At 57.2% G+C, this 18,723-nt stretch carries 11 protein-coding genes; 4 read left to right on the top strand and 7 right to left on the bottom strand.

Translation table 11 applies throughout. The features are described from left to right. The first annotated feature begins 755 nt into the window (after positions 1-755). Together VGH19_09675 and VGH19_09670 are read left to right on the top strand one after the other, a co-directional pair. Positions 756-3,119, top strand: a complete 2,364-nt coding sequence (locus VGH19_09675; GenBank protein HEY1171627.1) for a DUF1592 domain-containing protein — start codon at positions 756-758, stop codon at positions 3,117-3,119. Between the two features lies 1 nt (position 3,120). After that, positions 3,121-4,383, top strand: coding sequence for a DUF1552 domain-containing protein (locus VGH19_09670; GenBank protein ID HEY1171626.1), 1,263 nt, complete (start codon positions 3,121-3,123; stop codon positions 4,381-4,383). A gap of 84 nt (positions 4,384-4,467) precedes the next feature. Here the strand turns inward: VGH19_09670 and VGH19_09665 are convergent, their stop codons facing one another. The 4 genes from VGH19_09665 to VGH19_09650 form a co-directional block, all read right to left on the bottom strand. Beyond that, positions 4,468-4,677 carry a hypothetical protein gene (locus VGH19_09665; protein ID HEY1171625.1) on the bottom strand — a complete coding sequence of 70 codons (210 nt, stop codon included), beginning with the start codon at positions 4,675-4,677 and terminating at the stop codon, positions 4,468-4,470. Between the two features lie 182 nt (positions 4,678-4,859). Beyond that, on the bottom strand, positions 4,860-5,504 hold the full coding sequence (locus VGH19_09660) for a response regulator transcription factor (GenBank protein HEY1171624.1): 645 nt from the start codon (positions 5,502-5,504) through the stop codon (positions 4,860-4,862). Positions 5,505-5,744: 240 nt separating this feature from the next. Further along, positions 5,745-8,201, bottom strand: a complete 2,457-nt coding sequence (locus VGH19_09655) for a ComEC/Rec2 family competence protein (protein HEY1171623.1) — start codon at positions 8,199-8,201, stop codon at positions 5,745-5,747. 148 nt (positions 8,202-8,349) lie between these two features. Next, positions 8,350-8,607, bottom strand: a complete 258-nt coding sequence (locus tag VGH19_09650) for a hypothetical protein (GenBank protein HEY1171622.1) — start codon at positions 8,605-8,607, stop codon at positions 8,350-8,352. 248 nt (positions 8,608-8,855) lie between these two features. Between VGH19_09650 and VGH19_09645 the strand changes: the two genes are divergently transcribed. After that, a complete protein-coding gene (locus VGH19_09645) occupies positions 8,856-10,829 on the top strand; it encodes a prolyl oligopeptidase family serine peptidase (GenBank protein HEY1171621.1) in 1,974 nt (657 codons plus the stop codon). Between the two features lie 121 nt (positions 10,830-10,950). Continuing rightward, complete coding sequence (locus VGH19_09640) at positions 10,951-14,502, top strand: PVC-type heme-binding CxxCH protein (protein ID HEY1171620.1); 3,552 nt, start codon at positions 10,951-10,953, stop codon at positions 14,500-14,502. A gap of 248 nt (positions 14,503-14,750) precedes the next feature. Here the strand turns inward: VGH19_09640 and VGH19_09635 are convergent, their stop codons facing one another. From VGH19_09635 to VGH19_09625, 3 genes are all read right to left on the bottom strand, one after another. Then, positions 14,751-15,809 carry a glycine cleavage T C-terminal barrel domain-containing protein gene (locus VGH19_09635; protein ID HEY1171619.1) on the bottom strand — a complete coding sequence of 353 codons (1,059 nt, stop codon included), beginning with the start codon at positions 15,807-15,809 and terminating at the stop codon, positions 14,751-14,753. A gap of 108 nt (positions 15,810-15,917) precedes the next feature. Continuing rightward, positions 15,918-17,342 carry a dihydrolipoyl dehydrogenase gene (gene lpdA, locus VGH19_09630; GenBank protein HEY1171618.1) on the bottom strand — a complete coding sequence of 475 codons (1,425 nt, stop codon included), beginning with the start codon at positions 17,340-17,342 and terminating at the stop codon, positions 15,918-15,920. A 33-nt stretch (positions 17,343-17,375) separates the two neighbouring features. After that, the gene (locus VGH19_09625; GenBank protein ID HEY1171617.1) at positions 17,376-18,695 is read right to left on the bottom strand and encodes a 2-oxo acid dehydrogenase subunit E2; all 1,320 of its coding nucleotides are present in this window, start codon (positions 18,693-18,695) and stop codon (positions 17,376-17,378) included. Between the last annotated feature and the right edge of the window lie 28 nt (positions 18,696-18,723).

The raw sequence follows: 18,723 nt of genomic DNA, 5'->3' as shown, positions 1-18,723 counted from the left end.
ATCAACCGAATGGGGGCAAACGAATGGGAAAGAAGGGGCTTTGTTCGATAGCGATGGAAATGATTCGGCTTTGAATGATGTCCTGAACTTTGAGTCACAGGGGATTATTCATAAGCCGTCGACAATCGATTGAGGTTCCGTTTTCCCTGACCCGGAGGGTCAAAGATTCTTAGCAGCGGCTTTTCAAGTCGCCGTGAACTAGGCGTGGAAGCAGGGTCACGTAGTGACAGAGGAAGAGAAGGAGAATGAACGCCAGGCTGACTGATCGCCAGTGGGCGTGTTCAAGATCGCGGAAAAGCAGTCTGGCAACCGGCGCGAATCAGGTGGAGGCGAAGGACGTAGTGAATCAGTTTGCCGTGGAGGGCAATAATGGAGGGGCGTAAATAATTCCTGATTATTTTTGCCCCTGTGCCTATGGATGTCACAGGGGGGATGCTAAAACGTGGTGAGATGAAAACGGAAATTGCAGTGAGAGCCCGCGAAGGGCGCGAACAGGAAATGAAAGGTGATTCTCGGTGTAATTGACTGGTTTTGAGCGTTTTAGGTGGTCGAAAATATTTTCAAGAAAAAGGGAGGTATGACAGCGGATGTCATACTGGACTTGATACGATGGGTGGCATGAAAGTCGAGATGGGGGGAATCGGCGACGAGAACGAGCACGGAGGAAAGGCAAAATGAAGCGAGCCGGGAACAATGGAGGATGGACAGATGGGCGGCGGGAGGTGAGAGTGGGTGGAGAAAAGCACCCAGTCTGCATGCGTCAGTCGATGTCATCGCTCTTCGTCGCGCTCACCGGCGCGTTTTCGTTATCCATTCTGCCAGGGTACGCGGACCAGTCCACGATGGCGTTACAAACTTTTAAACCTTTCGCGGAGCAACATTGCACGGAGTGTCATGATAAAGAGGTGCAGAAGGGCGGACTGGATCTGACGGCGCTGCTGGCGAAGCCGGAGTTCGCGAAGGAGAGCGTGTTGTGGGCGCGCATCCATGATCGGATCGCCGATGGCGAGATGCCACCGGCGAAGAAGGTGCGCCCACCCCAGGATGCCACGAAGCAGGCGACGCGTTCGCTGGCGGCGGCGCTCACGGAAGTGGATGCGGAACGGCAACTGGCGGATGGTCGCACAGCGTGGCGGCGGTTGAACCGCGTGGAGTATCAGAACACCATCCGCGATCTCTTCCACATCGACCTAGAAGTAAAAGAAATGTTGCCGGAGGATGGCACGAGCAGTGGCTTCGATACGGTGGATCGGGCGCTCGACATCTCGCCGGTGCATATCGAGAAATATCTGGAAGCGGCGGATGCGATCCTGGATGCGGCGATCGTGAAAACGCAGCGTCCGCAGACGCGCAAGGTGCGCTGGCAATACCTGCAGGATAAAGGTGAACTGGGTAAAGCCATTGATGACCAGATCTTGCGCATGGGTGATGGCGTGGTGTTCTTGAATGAATTGTACCCCCCGAAGCTCATGCGCGAGGCAGCGGTGCGGGAGGCTGGGCGGTATCGTTTCCGCCTCTCGGCTTACGCTTGGAAGAGCGGAGGCAAGACGACGCCCATCCTGATCTACACGGGCAGCCAGAATCCGCAGTCCGGCAAGACGGAATTGACGCAGACCTTTGACGCGCCACCGGACAAGCCGAAGGTCTTCGAGTGGGAAGAGCGGATGCAGGTGCGCGACAACGTCCGCATAGTGACGATGGGGCCGATGAAACCGTGGCCGGACAAGCCGGAGAGTTATCAGGGCGTCGGCCTGGCCGCGCAATGGTTGGAGGTGGAAGGTCCGCTCGTGGAGGAGTGGCCGCCGAAGAGTCACACGACCTTGCTCGGCAATGTGAATCTCGCACAAGGAACGTTGAACGATGCGAACGCGATCCTGCGTCGGCTCATGCCCCGGGCGTTTCGTCGCAGCATCAGCGAAACAGAACTGGCTCCCTACACCGCGCTCATCAAAGCGCGTTTGGACAGTGGCGTGAAGTTTGAGGACGCCTTGCGCGTGGGATTGAAAGCCGTACTCACGTCGCCGGACTTCCTCTATCTGAAAGCGAAGCCGGGCAAACTCACCGATCCGCAACTGGCGTCGCGCCTCTCCTATTTCCTCTGGAGCACGATGCCGGATGACGCATTGATGACGCTGGCGAATCAGAACCAGCTCGCGAAGCCAGAGGTGTTGCGCGCGCAAGTGGAGCGGATGTTGAAAGACCCGAAGGCGGTGGCGTTCACTGATAACTTCACCGGTCAATGGCTGGGCCTTCGCAACATCAAGGCGACGAATCCGGACAAGGAGCTTTATCCGGAATTCGATGAATTGCTGGAGCGCTCGATGGTCATCGAGACGAAGACGTTCTTTAACGAGATCCTGAAGAACGATCTGAGCGTAGTGAATTTCATCCACAGCGATTTCGCGATGCTGAATGAACGGCTGGCGAAGCATTACGAGATCCCCGGCGTGCAAGGGATGGAGTTTCAGAAGATCGCGCTCAAGCCGGAGTGGCGTCGCGGCGGGGTGCTGACGCAGGCGAGCATCCTGAAAGTTTCCGCAAACGGTACGACGACTTCGCCAGTGCTGCGCGGCGTGTGGGTGTTGGACCGGTTGCTCGGGAAACCCGTTCCGCCGCCGCCAAAGAACGTGCCCGCCATTGAGCCGGATATCCGTGGAGCAACGAGCATCCGGGGTCAGCTGGACAAGCATCGCAGTGTGGAGACGTGCGCTTCGTGCCATGTGAAGATCGACCCGCCGGGTTATGCGCTGGAGTGCTTCGATGTGATCGGCGGTTATCGCGCGACGTATCGCAAGAAGGCGGACTGGAACAATCGCGCGTTCGTGGATGGTAAACGCATGCCGTACGGCAACGGCCCGAAGGTGGAGAACGCGGACAAGCTGGCCGATGGACGGGCTTTCAACGGCATCGATCAATTCAAGGCATTGCTCCTCAAGGATCGCGAACAACTCGCGCGTGCGACGACGGAAAAGCTCCTCGTGTATGCGACGGGGCATGGGATGGAATTCAAGGATCGTGCGATCATCGAGGGTATTGTGAAGCGCACAGAGCCGAAGCAGTATGGCTTGCGCAGTCTCATCCATGAACTGGTGCAAAGCCCGACCTTTCAATCCAAGTGATATGAGTATGCACGCAATCAATAGACGTTCGTTCCTCCGCGCAGCGGGGGTGATGCTGGCCTTGCCCGCGCTGGAATCACTGGGTACCGCCGCCGCTGCCGCTACAGGTGCGCCGCGTCGTATGGTGTGTGTGAACACCTCGCTTGGTTTGCATGGCGAATACCTGTTCCCGACGAAGACGGGCCGTGACTACACGCTCACGCCGTATCTCGAAGTGCTGAAGGATTTCCGCAACGACTTCACGATCTTCTCCGGTGTGTCGCATCCGGAAGTGGATGGCGGGCATTCGTCGGAAGCGAGTTTTCTGACGGCAGCGGTGCATCCGGGAAGCAGCAGCTTTCGCAACAGCATTTCACTGGATCAATTTGCCGTGGAGAAGCTCGCGCCGGATACGCGCTTTTCCTTCCTCGCGCTCGGCACGGATCGCTCCAGCCTGAGCTACAGTCGCTCGGGCGTGCAGATCCCTTCGGACAAGCGGCCCTCACAGATTTTCCGTAAACTTTTTGTGGATGGCACGCCCGCCGAGGTGAAACAACAGGTGCAGCGGCTCAAGGACGGTCAGAGCATCATGGACACGGTGCATGCGCAGGCTAAGAAGATCGAACGGGACGCGACTGCGACGGATCGCGAACGGCTGGACCAGTATTTCACGGCGGTAAGGGAAGTGGAACAACGATTGGTGAAGGCGGAGGCGTGGTCGCAAAAACCGAAGCCCAAGGTCACTGCGCCGGTGCCGAACGACATCGCGGACCGTAAAGACATTGTGGGCCGCACGCGCCTGCTTTTCGATGTGATGCACCTGGCGTTGCAGACGGACTCCACGCGGTTCATCACGTTGAGCATTGATGGCATGAACGATGTGCCGCCGATCCAAGGGGTGACTATCGATCACCACAATCTCTCGCATCACGGCAAAGACCCGGAGAAGCTGGCGCAGCTCAAGATCGTGGAGACATTGGAGATGCAGGCGTTACGGGATTTTCTGATCAAGCTCCGCGATTCGAAAGAAGTAGGCAGTTCCGTGCTGGATAGCACGATGGTGCTTTACGGCTCCAACCTTGGCAATGCGTCCAGTCACGATACGAAGAACATGCCGATGCTGCTGGCCGGTGGCGGGTTCAAGCATGGCGGGCATGTGGGTTTTGACCTGAAGAATAACACCGCGGCCGGGCAGATCTTTGTGAGCATGTTGCAGCGGTTGGGCGTGGGAGCGGACCAGTTCGCGAGCGGCAAGGGGAGGGTCAATGGACTGGAGTTGTCGTAGGAGGAGCACAGGGACGTTTTCGTCAGCAACAAAAAGCCGCCTTTTTGAGGCGGCTGCTAGAATACTTACGAAAGAATGATCGGCTTAGCCCAAGTAGCAATCCACCCGTATGACGCGGGCCTTGGGACGATGCTCGGAATACACCACTTGCTTCGCGCGTTGGAGTTGCAGAGCGACGGGTGCTTTCAGCGGAGTGAAGTCAACCGCGAGTGCCTGGTCAGCCTTGGCAACCGTGGACCACAGAGACGCCAGCTTCTGCGCTGTAGCTTTTTTGGCCATTGAGAATATGCTCATGCTTACGGCAATTGATTTAACAATGTCAATCTAATCGTCGTAGGCTCTTATGCCTATACGTACGGGGACGTAATTTGCCATGCGGAAGCAGACTAGAAGAATACAAAGACCAGAGAACGGGTCCAATACGTTAAGTCGCAAATGGATTTACGATGAAACTTTTAGGCGGATCAACGGCTTGTCTATGCCGAGATGATGCCCTTGCGTATTGCAAATTTCACCAAGTCCGTCTGCGTGTGCAAGTTCAGCTTTCGCATCAGGTTGGCGCGATGCGTCTCCACTGTGCGGGGACTGATAAAAAGCTTTTTGGCGATCTCCGCCGTGGTAAGGCCTTCCGCAGCAAGCTGAAGCACCAGCCTTTCCCGCTTCGTCAGTGTAGTGTATACATCCTCCTCAGTCTCACCTGGATGAGTCACATAACCGGCCAAGGCTCGCTCAGCCAGCACAGGACTGAGGTAGCGGCGCCCGGCAAGCACCTCACGGATGGCCTTTACCAGTTCGTCCGGTGTGCAGTCCTTGAGCAGATACCCGGAGGAACCATAACGGAGCGCTTCCATCACATAGGGTTCATCCGAGTGCATGCTCAAGATGATCACTTTCGTTTTGGGAGAATCGCGGCGCACTTGGCGGATGACTTCCAGACCGTGCAGCCGAGGCAACATCAGGTCGAGAAGCAGAATGTCCGGTTTGAGCTTGTCGGCCAGCTGGACAGCTTCCAGCCCGTCACTCGCCTCGCCCAACAATTTGAAATCCGCCTCTCGCTCAAGCATCAGCTTGATGCCCTTGCGGACGATCACATGATCTTCTGCCAGAATGATCGAAACCATGCCTGTTCCCAATGGTTAACTCGTGCTGCCTTTAAGGCAACTTGGCGGGTGATTCGTTTTATACCAGCCTGTCACAGTCTGGCGGCAACCGCACCGGCGTCGGCTGCCAAAAGGTCACGCTCCCTCTCGTCGGAACAATGTTGGGGACTGCCTTGATGCGCTATAAATACCGTAGTCTAACTTGGTTGGCAAAGCAAACCTTGCAGCAACTTCTCTTTTTTTGCGCTCAGAGCCGGGCTTTCAATCACCAGGCTTCATCGCATCATTGGCAAAGGATGGATCACGTGGACGTATTATTATCCTTTCCTCCATCCGTATCGTTTGCACTTCGCACTGATTATCTTGAAAATCTATCGTCACAGATCCACGTTCACTTAAGTAGTAGCATGTCCATGGTCCCACCTTTAATCGCTCCCGCAGTTCCGGTCTCGCTTGTTCCGTTGCCGGACGATGCGCGCAGGTGACGATGACCACCTGCGGTTTGATCTTTGCCAATAACTCATCCATCAACGGCTCATCCTTTGCCGGGATGCCAGCCACCACGATATCCGCCCGCAATTCTTCATGTCGTTCCAGCAGCGCTTTCTGGCCTGCTCTCCCCAAATCAGAAAGCAACAACACCCGGATACCGCGCAACTCGGCATACAATACCACCGCATTGTCATCGCCCGAAGCGAACTTGTCATGGACTGCCGGGTGCAGCACCCGCCATGGCCCTAGAGTGCTCCCATCCGTCACCACCAGATGCGGATTTCCCGCCGCCGTCCATTCCTTCAACAGTTGCCGGTAACCTGGCGAACGAGAAGCCACCGGGCTCGTGATCAGCCGTTTAACCTTTTGATCCGCGATCAACGCAGACGCTCCGCCCACATGCCTTACATCTCCATGAGTCACCAGCAGATCAGGCACCGTGCGGATGGCGCGGCTCAACAAGAACCCTTTCAACGCATGCTCATACCCGGCCGCATCTCCGGCATCTATGACCAGTTGCGGATGATGCCGTCCCCCTTCGAACACATGCGCATCCCCCCCATTCACATCCAGCACCGTCAGTCGGATGCTCTCCTGATGCTCCCGCCATCCCACCACCAGCAGGCTTGCCAGCACTACGCCCGAAACCACCGCGATCCTCCATCGCCAAAGTGATTTCCATTCCAAGGCGAACAGCGTCAAGACCAGTCCGTAAAAACTGATGAAAACCCCTGCTCCCGGCTTCAACACCGGAAACCAGGCCCACGGCCATGCCGCAAACCAACGGCTTGAAACCACCATCCAATCCATCAACTGCCACGCCCCGTGATTGAACAAATCCGCGATCGGCGGACACCATGCCATCAACAAGGAGCCGAATGAACTCATCAGCGCCAGGCTGCTTAACGGCACCAGGACAAGATTCGCCAAAAGCGAAACCGGCGTGATCAAATGAAAATAATGGGCGATCAATGGCAGCGAACCGGCCCATGCGGCGAATGAAGCAACCAGGTTCATCGTCACAAAACGCACCGGCCAATCCAGCCAGCGTTGCCAGCGCGGTCGCAACTCCTCTGGCAGCAAGGGATCAGGCCGGAAGAATTTTTGCCGCCATTCCTCGATCGGAGGCACCAGCAGCCCCATCACCAGCACCACCATGAATGACAGTTGAAAGCCCGGCTGGAACAATTGCTGCGGGTCCAGCATCAGGATGATCAACGCCGCAGCCGCCAATGAATTCAGCAGATTGCTCGGCCGTTCCAGCATCCATCCCACACCGATCACGGTCATCATGATGGCCGACCGCACCGCCGATGCCTGCCAGCCCGTCGCTATCGTGTAAAACCACAACAGCGGAATCAAGACTCCGCCACAGACACGCCGCGGAATGCCCAACCCACGCAGCAATTCGACCAGCATCACCGCGATCAACGCCACATGCAAACCGGAGATGGCAAACAGATGCAAGGTACCGGATTTGACGAACGGATCGGCATCCTCTGGTTGTAGGCCCGCCTTCCAGCCAAGTCCCATTGCCTGCAAAAGCATCACGTTGTCGTCACCCGCAGGCAGCGATGCCTGCAACTGCCCCATCGCCCAGGCGCGAAACCGGGCTGGCAACCCCTTCCGGTTTTCCGCTCCTGACAACTTCCAATCCGTCATCTTGCCCGCATACATCTGGTAATGGATGCCCCTCCGCGCCGTATGCTCCTGCATGTCAAATTCGCCGGGCACCGCCTCCGGCATCGGTCGCTGGATCACTCCGTAAACCTGCACCATCCGTCCCGCATACAGATCAACAGAAGGAGCCGCACCCGTTTGCACAAAGACAAGGCCATCCGCCTCACGCCACTCACCATGAAGCTGGATGCGCTCAACCTCCACGAAGCTGCTGAAATTCGTCGCTGTCCCCTGTCTCGCTTGTACGAAACGTTCCTTAGGGGCTTCCTTCAGCGTTCCCTCGATGGTGACAAGCTGCGGTTCCTTGCCCAGAAAAACGCGCAAGTCCTCCAAGGAAAACACTTCCTTGTTCCATACGACATTGCTCCAGCCAGCGAACAGGAAAAGTGCGCCAACACTTATGGCTCTGGCCTGCTTCCCACAAAAGAACTCCAATGCCAAACCCGCAAAACAGAAAATTGCCACCCACCAATGCCATCCCCAGACATCGCCTGCGACGATGCCTGCCACCATGCACAAAACCACGGATGCCAACGGCCACTTCAAGGTATTCTCCTCCTTTGCGTTTCTCTAGTTCAAAGAGATGAACAGAAAACCTCCGGCTGGCAAGCCTGTACCCTGCTCCCTCCAGCCACAACTATGTACAACTATGTTGATCCTGACTAAATAAGAAGGCAGGCTGATAAGCCAAACCTCACTTCGCCGCCGGACCCGCCTTTTGCATCAATGCCGCCCGGGAAGGGGGCTTTTCACAATCCTTCAATGCATTCGTCGAAGTCATTTGGGATTGCTTGGCCGTCAGCTTTCCTTGCTCGGTGATGTAAGCTTTCAAAACCGTTGCCCGGCTGCCCGGACTGTGACACTCCGCACCCGGTTTCACGCTCGTCTGGCAAACCGTATCCTTTACCGGCTGTAAGGGAGCAACTGCCTGCTGTTTATCCTCTGCTCGCATAGAACCTGCCCCGATAAAAACCGCCACGACACCAAGGACCGTGAGTATGCAAATTATAAAAGGGCGGTTCATCCGTTATAGGAAAGCATTTCCAACCTCCTCCCGCAAGGGGGATGTAATGACCCCAAATATTAATCCTACAAATAGTTCCGAACCAAACCGACATCACCATGGTATCACCTAAAAGGCATCCTGCTATTTGCTGTTCGCCTGTTCGTGCCTTTGCCCTTAGAAAAGGATTAGTTCCTATGAGATATCTCTCGATGATTTTGCTGTCGGCCAGCCTGCTCATCAGTCTTTCTGCCATCGCTCAACCCGCTCCAAAGCAAGGCGCGCCCGCCGCTCCCCGTGTGCCCGAAGGTGTGAAAGCCCATCGCGATCTCGCCTACGTGGAAACCGATGCCCACGAACGGCACAGACTGGACCTCTACATTCCCGAGAAGTCCGATGGCCCCCTGCCCCTCATCATCTGGGTGCATGGCGGCGGCTGGCAAAATGGCTCCAAAGATGGCTGCCCTCCACTGCGCGAAGGCTACACACAACGCGGCTATGCCGTGGCCAGCATCAACTATCGCCTGAGCGGTCACGCCACTTTCCCGGCGCAGATAGAGGATTGCAAAACCGCCATCCGCTGGCTGCGCGCCCATTCCAAACAATACAATCTGGATACGAAACGCTTCGGTGTCTGGGGCAGTTCCGCTGGCGGCCATCTCGTCGCCCTTCTCGGCACCAGCGGTGATGTGAAAGAATTCGATCAAGGCGCAAACCTCGATCAATCCAGCCGCGTGCAAGCTGTCTGCGATTTCTATGGCCCAACGGACTTCGTCGTCTTCGTCACCACACCCAAGTATGAAAGTCACGCCGCTTCCAGTGCCCCCGAAGCCAAACTCATCGGCGGTGCTGTTCTGGAGAACAAAGACAAAGCCGCGAAAGTGAATCCCATCACCTACGTCAGCGCCGATGATCCTCCCTTCCTTATCGTTCATGGCGATAAGGATGGCACCGTTCCGCTCAATCAAAGCCAGTTGCTCTTCGATGCGCTAAAGAAGGCAAATCGTCAGGTCCACTTCCACACCATCCATGGCGCAGGTCACGGTGGTCCGGGATTCAACGCATCGGCGATCACCACGCAAGTGCAGACCTTCTTCGATAAATTCCTGAAGGGCAGCGAGAAGTTCACTCCTTCTGCGACAACCTCCGAAAGCTCGACGGCAGACACCAAAGAAACCGCCACGCCTGCTTCAACCGCTCCCACCAATCCCAAAATCGAACCTCGCCGACCGACCTTTGAGCAAGTTCTCATCCGCAGTGACAAGAACAACGATGGGAAAATTTCACGCGATGAGTTCGCTGGTCCACCTGCCCTCTTTCAGCGCTTGGACCGTAACAGCGACGGCCTCTTGAACAAGGAAGAGCACGAATCATTCATACGTCCCGGTCAGGCAGGCACGCCTGCGACTCCAGCCCAACCGAAAGAATCGGCACCAGCTCCAGAGAAGAACTCTTCAAGCCGCTTAGATTCCAAAGCTATCAGCATTAAAGATTTCAAACTGACGGGTGAGCAATGGACCTGCGACGTGAACGACAAAACCATGGAAGGCATCCTCGTGAAGCCGGAAGGCAAAGGCCCCTTCCCCGCCATCCTCATCAGCCACGGCTACGGCTCGAATGGAAAACAGTTCGGCACAGCGAAGGCGCGCGACTTCGTGAAGATGGGCTTCGTCTGCATCGCCACAGATTACGCCCATGCCCGTGGCGGATCGAATCGCGAAGATTTCGGTGCCAGTGATGAAAACGTCCGTCGCGCCAAAGCCTGTCTCGCCATTCTTAAGACCTTGCCCATCGTGGATGCGAATCGCCTCGCCGCTTACGGCAACAGCATGGGCGGCTTCCTAAGCATCCGCCTCGCCGCGGATGCCGCTGATTCCTTGAAAGCCGTCGCCATCACCGCGGGAGGCACTGCGTCCGCAGAAGGAAATCCCGCACCGCCCATCTCCATCGCGAGCAAGATCAAAGTCCCCATTCTAATGCTCCACGGCACCACCGACACCGTCGTGCGCCCCGAACAGTCTGAAGCGCTCAAGAAAGCATTGGATGAAGCCAAGGTGCCCAACGAGCGGCACACATTCGAAGGCATCGGTCACGAACTGCAAAACGCCACAGCCACCGAAGTGATGGCGCTGATGAAAACGTGGTTTCAGAAACAAGGCGTGCTGGAGTAATTCGACGCAGGACAGAGCCCGTACTGCCGGATTCCAGCCGGCAGTCTATGGCGTTCGCTGTGGCATATCGTTGGAGCAAGTTCGTTTGCCTTCTCCATCACCTTCATTAAACTTCGCGCGTATGCCCCCTGTTCGCACGCGCATCTCTGCCGTCCTGTCATCGGCTCTGCTTGGAGCTTTGGCCGCTTCCCCGCTTTTCGCAGCAGATGACCCCTTCGCCGCCGGTGTCCGCACCACCGAACCGCTGACACCCGAGCAAGAGAGCAAAACTTTCCATCTTCCTCCCGGCTTCGAGATGCAGCTCGTCACCACGGAACCACACATCAATAAGCCCATGAACATGGCTTTTGATGTCGCTGGGCGTCTCTGGGTCACGACGAGCATCGAGTATCCTTTTCCTGCCACGACGAATGCGCCGCGCGATCGCATCATGATCTTTGAGGACTTCGCGCCGGATGGCAAAGCGCGCAAGATCACTGAATTCGCAGGTGGCTTGAACATTCCCATCGGTGTTTATCCCTTCCGTTCCCCCTCTTCTAAGAATCCTTCCAAGCTCAGTTGGAAATGCATCGCGTGGTCCATCCCGAACATCTGGCTCTTTGAAGACATTGATGGCGATGGCAAAGCGGACAAGAAGGAGATGCTCTACGGCCCGTTCGATTTTTCGAAGGACACGCACGGCAATCAGGCCAGCTTCCGTCGCGGCTTCGATGGCTGGCTCTACGCCACACATGGCTTCAATAACAACACGAAGGTCGCTGGCAAAGATGGCAACGAACTGGTGATGTCCTCCGGCAACACCTATCGCATGCAGCTCGGCGGCGTGCGCATGGAGCATCATACGTGGGGCCAAGTGAACCCTTTCGGCCTCTGCTTCGATCCGCAGGGAAATCTTTATTCCGCCGATTGCCACAGCTCGCCCATCTACCAGCTCTTGCGCGGCGCGTATTATCCCAGCTTCGGCAAGCCGCATGACGGCCTTGGCTTCGCTCCGCTCACCATCCAGCATAGTCACGGTAGCACGGCCATCTGCGGCATCCAGATGATCACCGATCCATCGTGGCCGAAGGAATTTCAGGGCAATCTCATCATCGGCAACGTGATGACCAGCCGTATCAATCGAGACCGCGTAGAATGGCTCGGCTCCACCAGCAAAGGCCACGAAGTGCCTGACTTCCTGCGTACGGACGATCCGTGGTTCCGTCCCGTGGATATGCAATTCGGTCCGGATGGCGCGCTCTATGTCGCGGATTTCTACAACCGCATCATCGGCCATTACGAAGTGCCCTTGCTTCATCCCGGACGAGATCGCGAGCGTGGCCGCATCTGGCGCATCGTCTATCGTGGTGAAGATGGCAAAGCCGTTTTGCCCGCCACCAGGCTGCCGGAAGATCTGAAAGGTTTGGTCGCTGAACTCGGTTCTCCGAATATGACGCGCCGTATGCTCGCAATGAATACCATCGCGGATGTGCACGGGAAGGCATTTGCGAAACAGCCGCTCAAGACACCCAAGAGTTCTGCTGACGAGCAATCTCCTGAGGTGCTGCGCTACGTGCATTCACTCTGGTTACGTGAGCGATTGGGCGTGCTGAAGGACAGTGAGCTGGAGCAGGCGTTGAAGGCTCCGGCGGCCATCGCGCGTGTGCATGCTCTTCGCATCCTCGCCGATCGCGGTCTCAAACAACAAAGCCCGCCCAGTGCGCCCGCCTTGAGCCAATCCCTGCAAAAGCTGCTGGTGAATGCGTTAAATGACTCTGCTCCTTTGGTGCAACGCACGGCGGCGGAAGCGTTGTCTCAGCAAACAAAAGTGGATGGCGTGAAGGCTCTTTTGGCACTGATCGCGAAGGTGCCTGAGGAAGACACGCACCTGAAGCACATGGCACGACTGGCCTTGCGCAACCAATTGAGCGGCGCCGGTGCATGGGCGCTTACCCAAGCGAACTCCTTCACCAAAGAGGAACTCACCACGCTGGTAGATATCGCGCTCGGTCTGAAATCCGAAGCTGCGGCCGTGTTCCTTTTGAAGAACCAAGATGTTGCCGATAAGAACATGGAACTGCGCACGCGCATTCTGCAAAACGTTGCGCGCTATGCGCCGGCCAGCGCTCTCGATGAACTGGCGGACACTGTGCAGAAGCAGCGTGCGGATGATCTCGATTTCCAGCTCTCACTCTTTCAGACCGTTGAGCAAGGCTTCAAGCAACGCGGACAGAAACTCACACCCAAGCTGCAAACCTGGGGCAAGGCGCTCGCGCCGCGTCTCTTCACGAAATCCACTTGGGGCAATACCCCCTTAGATGGCAAAGCGGATAAGAATCCTTGGGCGTTGCAAGAGCGTAGCCTGGCCGATGGCACCAAGGCGCAAGTCATCTCCAGTTTTCCCTTGGGCGAAAAACTCACCGGCGTCTTGCGCTCCAGCGCCTTCGAGCTGCCGGAGAAACTGAGCTTCTATCTCTGCGGTCACGATGGAATTCCCGGAAAACCGTTGCTGAGAAAAAACTTCATCCGCCTGCGCGAAGCTGGTTCTGATGCGGTTCTTTTTGAAGTGACGCCGCCACGCAATGATGCAGCGCAACTGATCACGTGGGATCTCGCCGCCCACAAAGGCAAGAAGGGTTACATCGAAGCGATTGATGACAACACGGATACGGCTTATGCGTGGTTCGCCTTCGGTCGTTTCGAACCGGCCTTGCCGCAAGTGGCCACGGTTGACCCCAGCCAGACCGCCCGCTTCCACAAGGCCGCAGCCGAACTCGCGAAAAGCCTGGAACTGCGCGACCTGCAACCACAACTCACCACCTTGCTGCGCGAATCCGGCACTGACTCAAGCAGCCGCGCTGCCGCCGCCTCTGCCGTCGCTAACTTGAAGAATGATAGCCTCCTTTCCTCACTCGCTACGGCGCTCACCGACGCCACGGTGCCGGAGGAGACGAAGCAATCGCTCGTGACCGCCTTCACCGCCGACAAGGCAAACGCTCGCGAAGCCATTGTGAAGAATCTGCAGCACGCACCCACGCGTGTGCTGCAAAAGCTCGTGCTGATTCTGGCTGGTTCGCCAGAAGGCGCTGAGCTGGTGCTGTCCTTGGCCGAGGAAAACAAGATCGCCGCCGCGACAGTTGCCGCTGCGACCGTGAAAGAAAAACTCAGCGCCGCGAAGCCGCAGCAATGGGAAGCGCGCTTGAACAAATTGACCGCAAGCCTGCCGCCTGAAGATGCGGCGCGGAATAAACTCATCACCGAACGCCGCTTGGGTTTCGTGGGAGCCAAGACGGATGCCCGTAAAGGCGGTGAATTGTTCACCACGGTTTGCGCTGCGTGCCATCAGGTGAAGGGCAAAGGCGGTTTGGTGGGTCCGCAGCTTGACGGCATCATGAGCCGGGGCACGGAACGTGTCATCGAAGACATCCTCGATCCGAATCGAAACGTGGATCACGCCTTCCGCTCGCACACCATCACGCTGAAGGACGGCGACGTGACCACCGGCCTGCCGCGTCGTGAAGAAGGCGAAGTGCTTGTCATCGCGAACTCAGCGGGTATCGAAGTGAGCATCCCGAAGAAAGACATCAAAGAGCGCAAAGAATCCGCCAATTCATTGATGCCGGACAATTTCGGCGAAGCCCTGACACCCGAGCAATTGTATGACTTGTTGGCGTTCTTGCTGAATCAGAAATAGCATCCTTGTTGGCCCAAAGGGCCAAGAGAGCATAGCCCAGGGCAGCATTCGCCATTCAGCGAATGCTGCCCTGGGAAAAATACATCAAAAAAAAACGTGCCCTGAATGGGCACAAGAAACCATCGGATAATTCTCTAGCTCTGGCGGCCTTTCAGGCCGCTCTTCTTTTTATCCTCTTTCCCAGGGCATCTTGGGATGCCCTGGGCTGGAATCTTTTGGCCCTTTGGGCCAAACGCCGTTGCTCTCGCTCAAATCACCTTCGTCTGCCCGCTCGGCAAATCCAAAACCGTTCCCGCTTCCTTGTGCTCCTTGCGCACATATCCCAGCGCACACACTTGCCCACTCACCGGCAATCTCACTGCTGAGGTGATATAGCCCACATCCTTGCCCGCGAGTTGCAGTTTCGTGCCTTTCACGGGCAATTCATTCACCCCCGTCAGCTCCAGACGACGCAAGGATTTCGCCGCTTGTCCATATGTGCGAATACGCGCGATCACTTCCTGGCCGATGTAGCAGCCTTTGTTGTAGCTGACCGCGCGCGGCTCGATACCTGCTTCCGGCGGCAAATTTGTTTCATCCATGTCCGCTCCGAAGCGCGGGATACCGGCCTCGATGCGCACCGCTTCAAACGCCTCCCAGCCACACGCACGACCGCCCTGCGCTTTCACTGCCGCGAGAAGTTTGTCCGCGATCATGCCCAAGCCTGCGCTCGGGATGAACACATCGTAACCCGTCGTGCCAAAGCGTGGCTGATTCATCACATAGATGTCGCCCACATCCGGCACATTATCTTTCACCCAATGCAATGATTTCGCGGGCAAGGTCGGCACGATGCCGAGCGCTTCAATCGCTGCCGCAGACTTCGGCCCTTGCACACTCACGAGACCATAATGCGGCGCGACATCCACGATCTGCACATCATCCGCGATGATGTATTTGTCCAGTCGCGCCGTGACTTTCTCCGTAAGCGCCGGTTCGAAATCGAGGAGAATCTCATCTGCGAGACGATAGATGTAGAGATCCGTCTCCATCTTCGCCTTCGCATTTACGAGGGCCGCGTAACAACCGCCATCGGCTTTCAAACCCTGCACGTCATTGGTGACTTGGCCGTGGAGAAATTTCAATCGGTCCGCGCCGAGCAAGCAAACGCGACTGCGGCCACTGAGATCAATGAATCCCGCCGTTTCTTTGAAGGCGCGATACTCTGCCGCCACATCGCCATAACTCGCGACGAACTCGATGCCGTTCACCTCGGTGAACTGGGCGTCTTGCAGCTCGTGGAACTCGTGTAATGGGAGCAGGCTCATGTTCAGATTCTATAAAGAGAGCGGCTCTGTGACAGCATCAAGTGCCATCGCCAGAGCCGCTTCAAACTATCAGTTAGTTCCGCCTCGTTATCTCGGCGACTACGTTGGCTACTCCGTCGGAGCGGCTTTCTTCACGAACGTGTGCGTGGCGTGGCCGAAGAACACTTCGGCGCTTTCCATCAACGTCTCGGAGAGCGTCGGATGCGGGTGGACCGTTTCCGCGAGGTCCGTCACCGTGGCACCCATCTCGATGGCGAGCGTGCCTTCGGCGATGAGTTCGCCCGCGCCGTGACCCACGATGCCCACGCCGAGGATGCGCTCGGTCTCCGGATCGATGATCAGCTTGGTCAAACCATCCGGGCGATCGAAGCTCAGTGCGCGACCGGAAGCGCCCCAAGGGAACTTGGCGACCTTCACTTCGCGACCTTGTTTCTTCGCTTCCGCTTCCGTCAGACCGGCCCAAGCCACTTCAGGATCGGTGAATACGACGGCCGGGATGACGATCTTCTCGAAGGCGCTGTTGTGGCCCGTGATGACGTCCACCGCGATGCGCGCTTCCTTCGAAGCCTTGTGCGCGAGCATGATGCCGCCCGCGACGTCGCCGATGGCGTAGATGTTCGGGTCTTCGGTCTGCTGCTGCGCGTTGATCTTGATGAAACCTTTTTCATCGCGCGTGACCTTGGTGTTTTCCAGACCGAGATCTTCCGAGTTCGGTCCGCGACCCACGGCGACGAGCACACGGTCATACAACTCTTCGAGCTTCTGTCCGTTCATTTCGCTCACCACTTTGATCTGCTTGCCGACGGTGGCCATGCTCAGAACTTTCGCCTTGAGGCGCACTTCCTTGAACGCCTTCTTCGCGTAAGCGACGACCGGACGGGCGAGGTCAGCATCGGCACCGGCGAGGAGGGAATCCATCGCTTCGATGACGACGACCTTGCTGCCGAGACCGGCATACACCGTGCCCAGCTCCATGCCGATGTAACCGCCACCGACCACGAGCAGGTTCTCCGGAATGTCTTCCACTTCCAGCGCGCCACGGGAGGTCATCACGCGCGGGTTGCCGAGGTCGAACGCCTTCGGCAGTGCGGCCTTGGAACCGACGGCGATGATCGCCTTGTCATAGCTGATGAATTTCTGGCCTTCCGCGGTCTCGATGCGGAGGGATTGCGAGCCTTCGAAATAACCACGGGCGTGGATGACTTCCACACCGCGCATCTTCGCGAGAGAGGCGACGCCGCCGCTGAGCTTGCTGATCACGGAGTTCTTCCACTCGCGCAGCTTGTTCAGGTCGATGGTCGGTTCGGCGAACGTGATACCGCGATGCGCGGATTCACGGGCTTCCTTGATCGCTTTCGTCGCGTTGAGCAACGCCTTGGAAGGGATGCAACCGCGGTTCAAGCAGACGCCACCGAGCTTGGGATCTTTCTCGATGAGGATGACTTTCTTGCCTTGGTCCGCAGCGTAGAACGCAGCGGCATATCCGCCCGGGCCAGCGCCTACTACTACGATATCGGTCTTAATCGTTTCCATATGTCTTAATTCTTAATCGTTGTGAGGTGCTGTTTAGAGTTTCACGTCCGCATCAGTCATCGCCGCGTAAGCCGCAATGAGATCCACGGTGAAGCGTGCTGCCGTACCACCATCGATCAATCGATGGTCGTAGCTGATCGCGATCGGCATCATCAAGCGCACTTGCACTTCCTTGCCGACGACCACCGGCTTCAGCGCACCGCGGCCCATGCCGAAGATGCCGACTTCGGGCTTGTTCACGATCGGCGTGAAATGAGCACCACCGATACCGCCTTGGTTCGAGATGGTGAATGTTCCGCCCTTCATGTCATCGGGCGAGAGCTTGCGATCGCGCGCTTTCTTGGCGATCTCTTCGAGTTCCTTGGAGATTTCCAGGAGGCTCTTCTTGTCCGCGTCCTTGATGACGGGGACCATCAGACCGGCTTCCGTATCCACGGCGATGCCGATGTGGTAGTAATTCTTGAAGACGATCTCTTCCGTCACTTCATCCATGCTGGAGTTCATGATCGGATGCTTCTTCAACGCGGCGACGAGCGCCTTGATGGCGAACGGCGTGAGCGTGAGGCGCGCACCGGCCTTCTCGTAATCAGCGGAGAATTTCTTGCGCAGATCGTTCAGCGCGGTGATGTCCACATCGTCGAACTGCGTGACTTGCGGGATCGTGGTGACGCTCTCCACCATGCGGCGGGCGATGACCTTGCGGAGGCCGGTCATCGGCTTCTTGGTGATGTCGCCCCATTGCGAGAAGTCGATGGATTCTGCCACCGGCTTGGCAGGTGCGGCAGCGGCAGCAGGAGCTGCGGCTGGAGCGGCCTTGCCCTTCGCGGCGAGCTTGATGAGCTTCTGGATGTAAACGCGGACGTCGGCCATCACGACACGGCCACCGGCTTCGCTGCCCTTCACGCGGCGCAGGTCGAGACCGATCTCGCGGGCGACCTTGCGCACGGAAGGCGGCGCGGCGACTTCCACGTCATCGAAAGATTCTTCTTCGCCCTCGTCGCCGGAATCATCATCCGCTTCTTCCTCTTCCTCGACGACCACCGGGGCGGCCTTCTTCTTGGCCTTCGGCGCGGCGGCTTTCGCAGCCGGAGCTTCGGCCGGAGCAGCGGCACCGCCGCCACTGCCGCCATCCAACGTGATGAGCAGCGCGCCGATGGAGATCTTGGCGCCTTCCTTCACGTGGATTTTGCTCACCACGCCATCCGCTGTAGCAGGGATGGGCGCGACGGCCTTTTCATTTTCCAATTCAATAATGGTCTGGCCCTTGGTGACTTTGTCACCTTCCTTGACCAGAATCCCGACCACCACGCCGGAATCTGCACCTTCACCGAGTTTCGGTAATTTGACGTCCATAAATTTCTATGTCACCGCGTCTCAAATG

The sequence above is a fragment of the Verrucomicrobiia bacterium genome, assembly GCA_036405135.1.
Taxonomy (GTDB): domain Bacteria; phylum Verrucomicrobiota; class Verrucomicrobiia; order Limisphaerales; family JAEYXS01; genus JAEYXS01.
Note: the sequence above shows the minus strand (reverse complement) of the source record. Positions and strands in the feature narration are given on the sequence as shown.

Excerpts from the sequence above, each read along its gene's own strand:
- VGH19_09660 (HEY1171624.1), bottom strand. The coding sequence starts at position 5,504 with ATGGTTTCGATCATTCTGGCAGAAGATCATGTGATCGTCCGCAAGGGC.
- VGH19_09665 (HEY1171625.1), bottom strand. The coding sequence starts at position 4,677 with ATGAGCATATTCTCAATGGCCAAAAAAGCTACAGCGCAGAAGCTGGCG.
- VGH19_09645 (HEY1171621.1), top strand. The coding sequence starts at position 8,856 with ATGAGATATCTCTCGATGATTTTGCTGTCGGCCAGCCTGCTCATCAGT.
- VGH19_09650 (HEY1171622.1), bottom strand. The coding sequence starts at position 8,607 with ATGCGAGCAGAGGATAAACAGCAGGCAGTTGCTCCCTTACAGCCGGTA.
- VGH19_09635 (HEY1171619.1), bottom strand. The coding sequence starts at position 15,809 with ATGAGCCTGCTCCCATTACACGAGTTCCACGAGCTGCAAGACGCCCAG.
- VGH19_09640 (HEY1171620.1), top strand. The coding sequence starts at position 10,951 with ATGCCCCCTGTTCGCACGCGCATCTCTGCCGTCCTGTCATCGGCTCTG.
- lpdA (HEY1171618.1), bottom strand. The coding sequence starts at position 17,342 with ATGGAAACGATTAAGACCGATATCGTAGTAGTAGGCGCTGGCCCGGGC.
- VGH19_09670 (HEY1171626.1), top strand. The coding sequence starts at position 3,121 with ATGAGTATGCACGCAATCAATAGACGTTCGTTCCTCCGCGCAGCGGGG.
- VGH19_09625 (HEY1171617.1), bottom strand. The coding sequence starts at position 18,695 with ATGGACGTCAAATTACCGAAACTCGGTGAAGGTGCAGATTCCGGCGTG.
- VGH19_09675 (HEY1171627.1), top strand. The coding sequence starts at position 756 with ATGCGTCAGTCGATGTCATCGCTCTTCGTCGCGCTCACCGGCGCGTTT.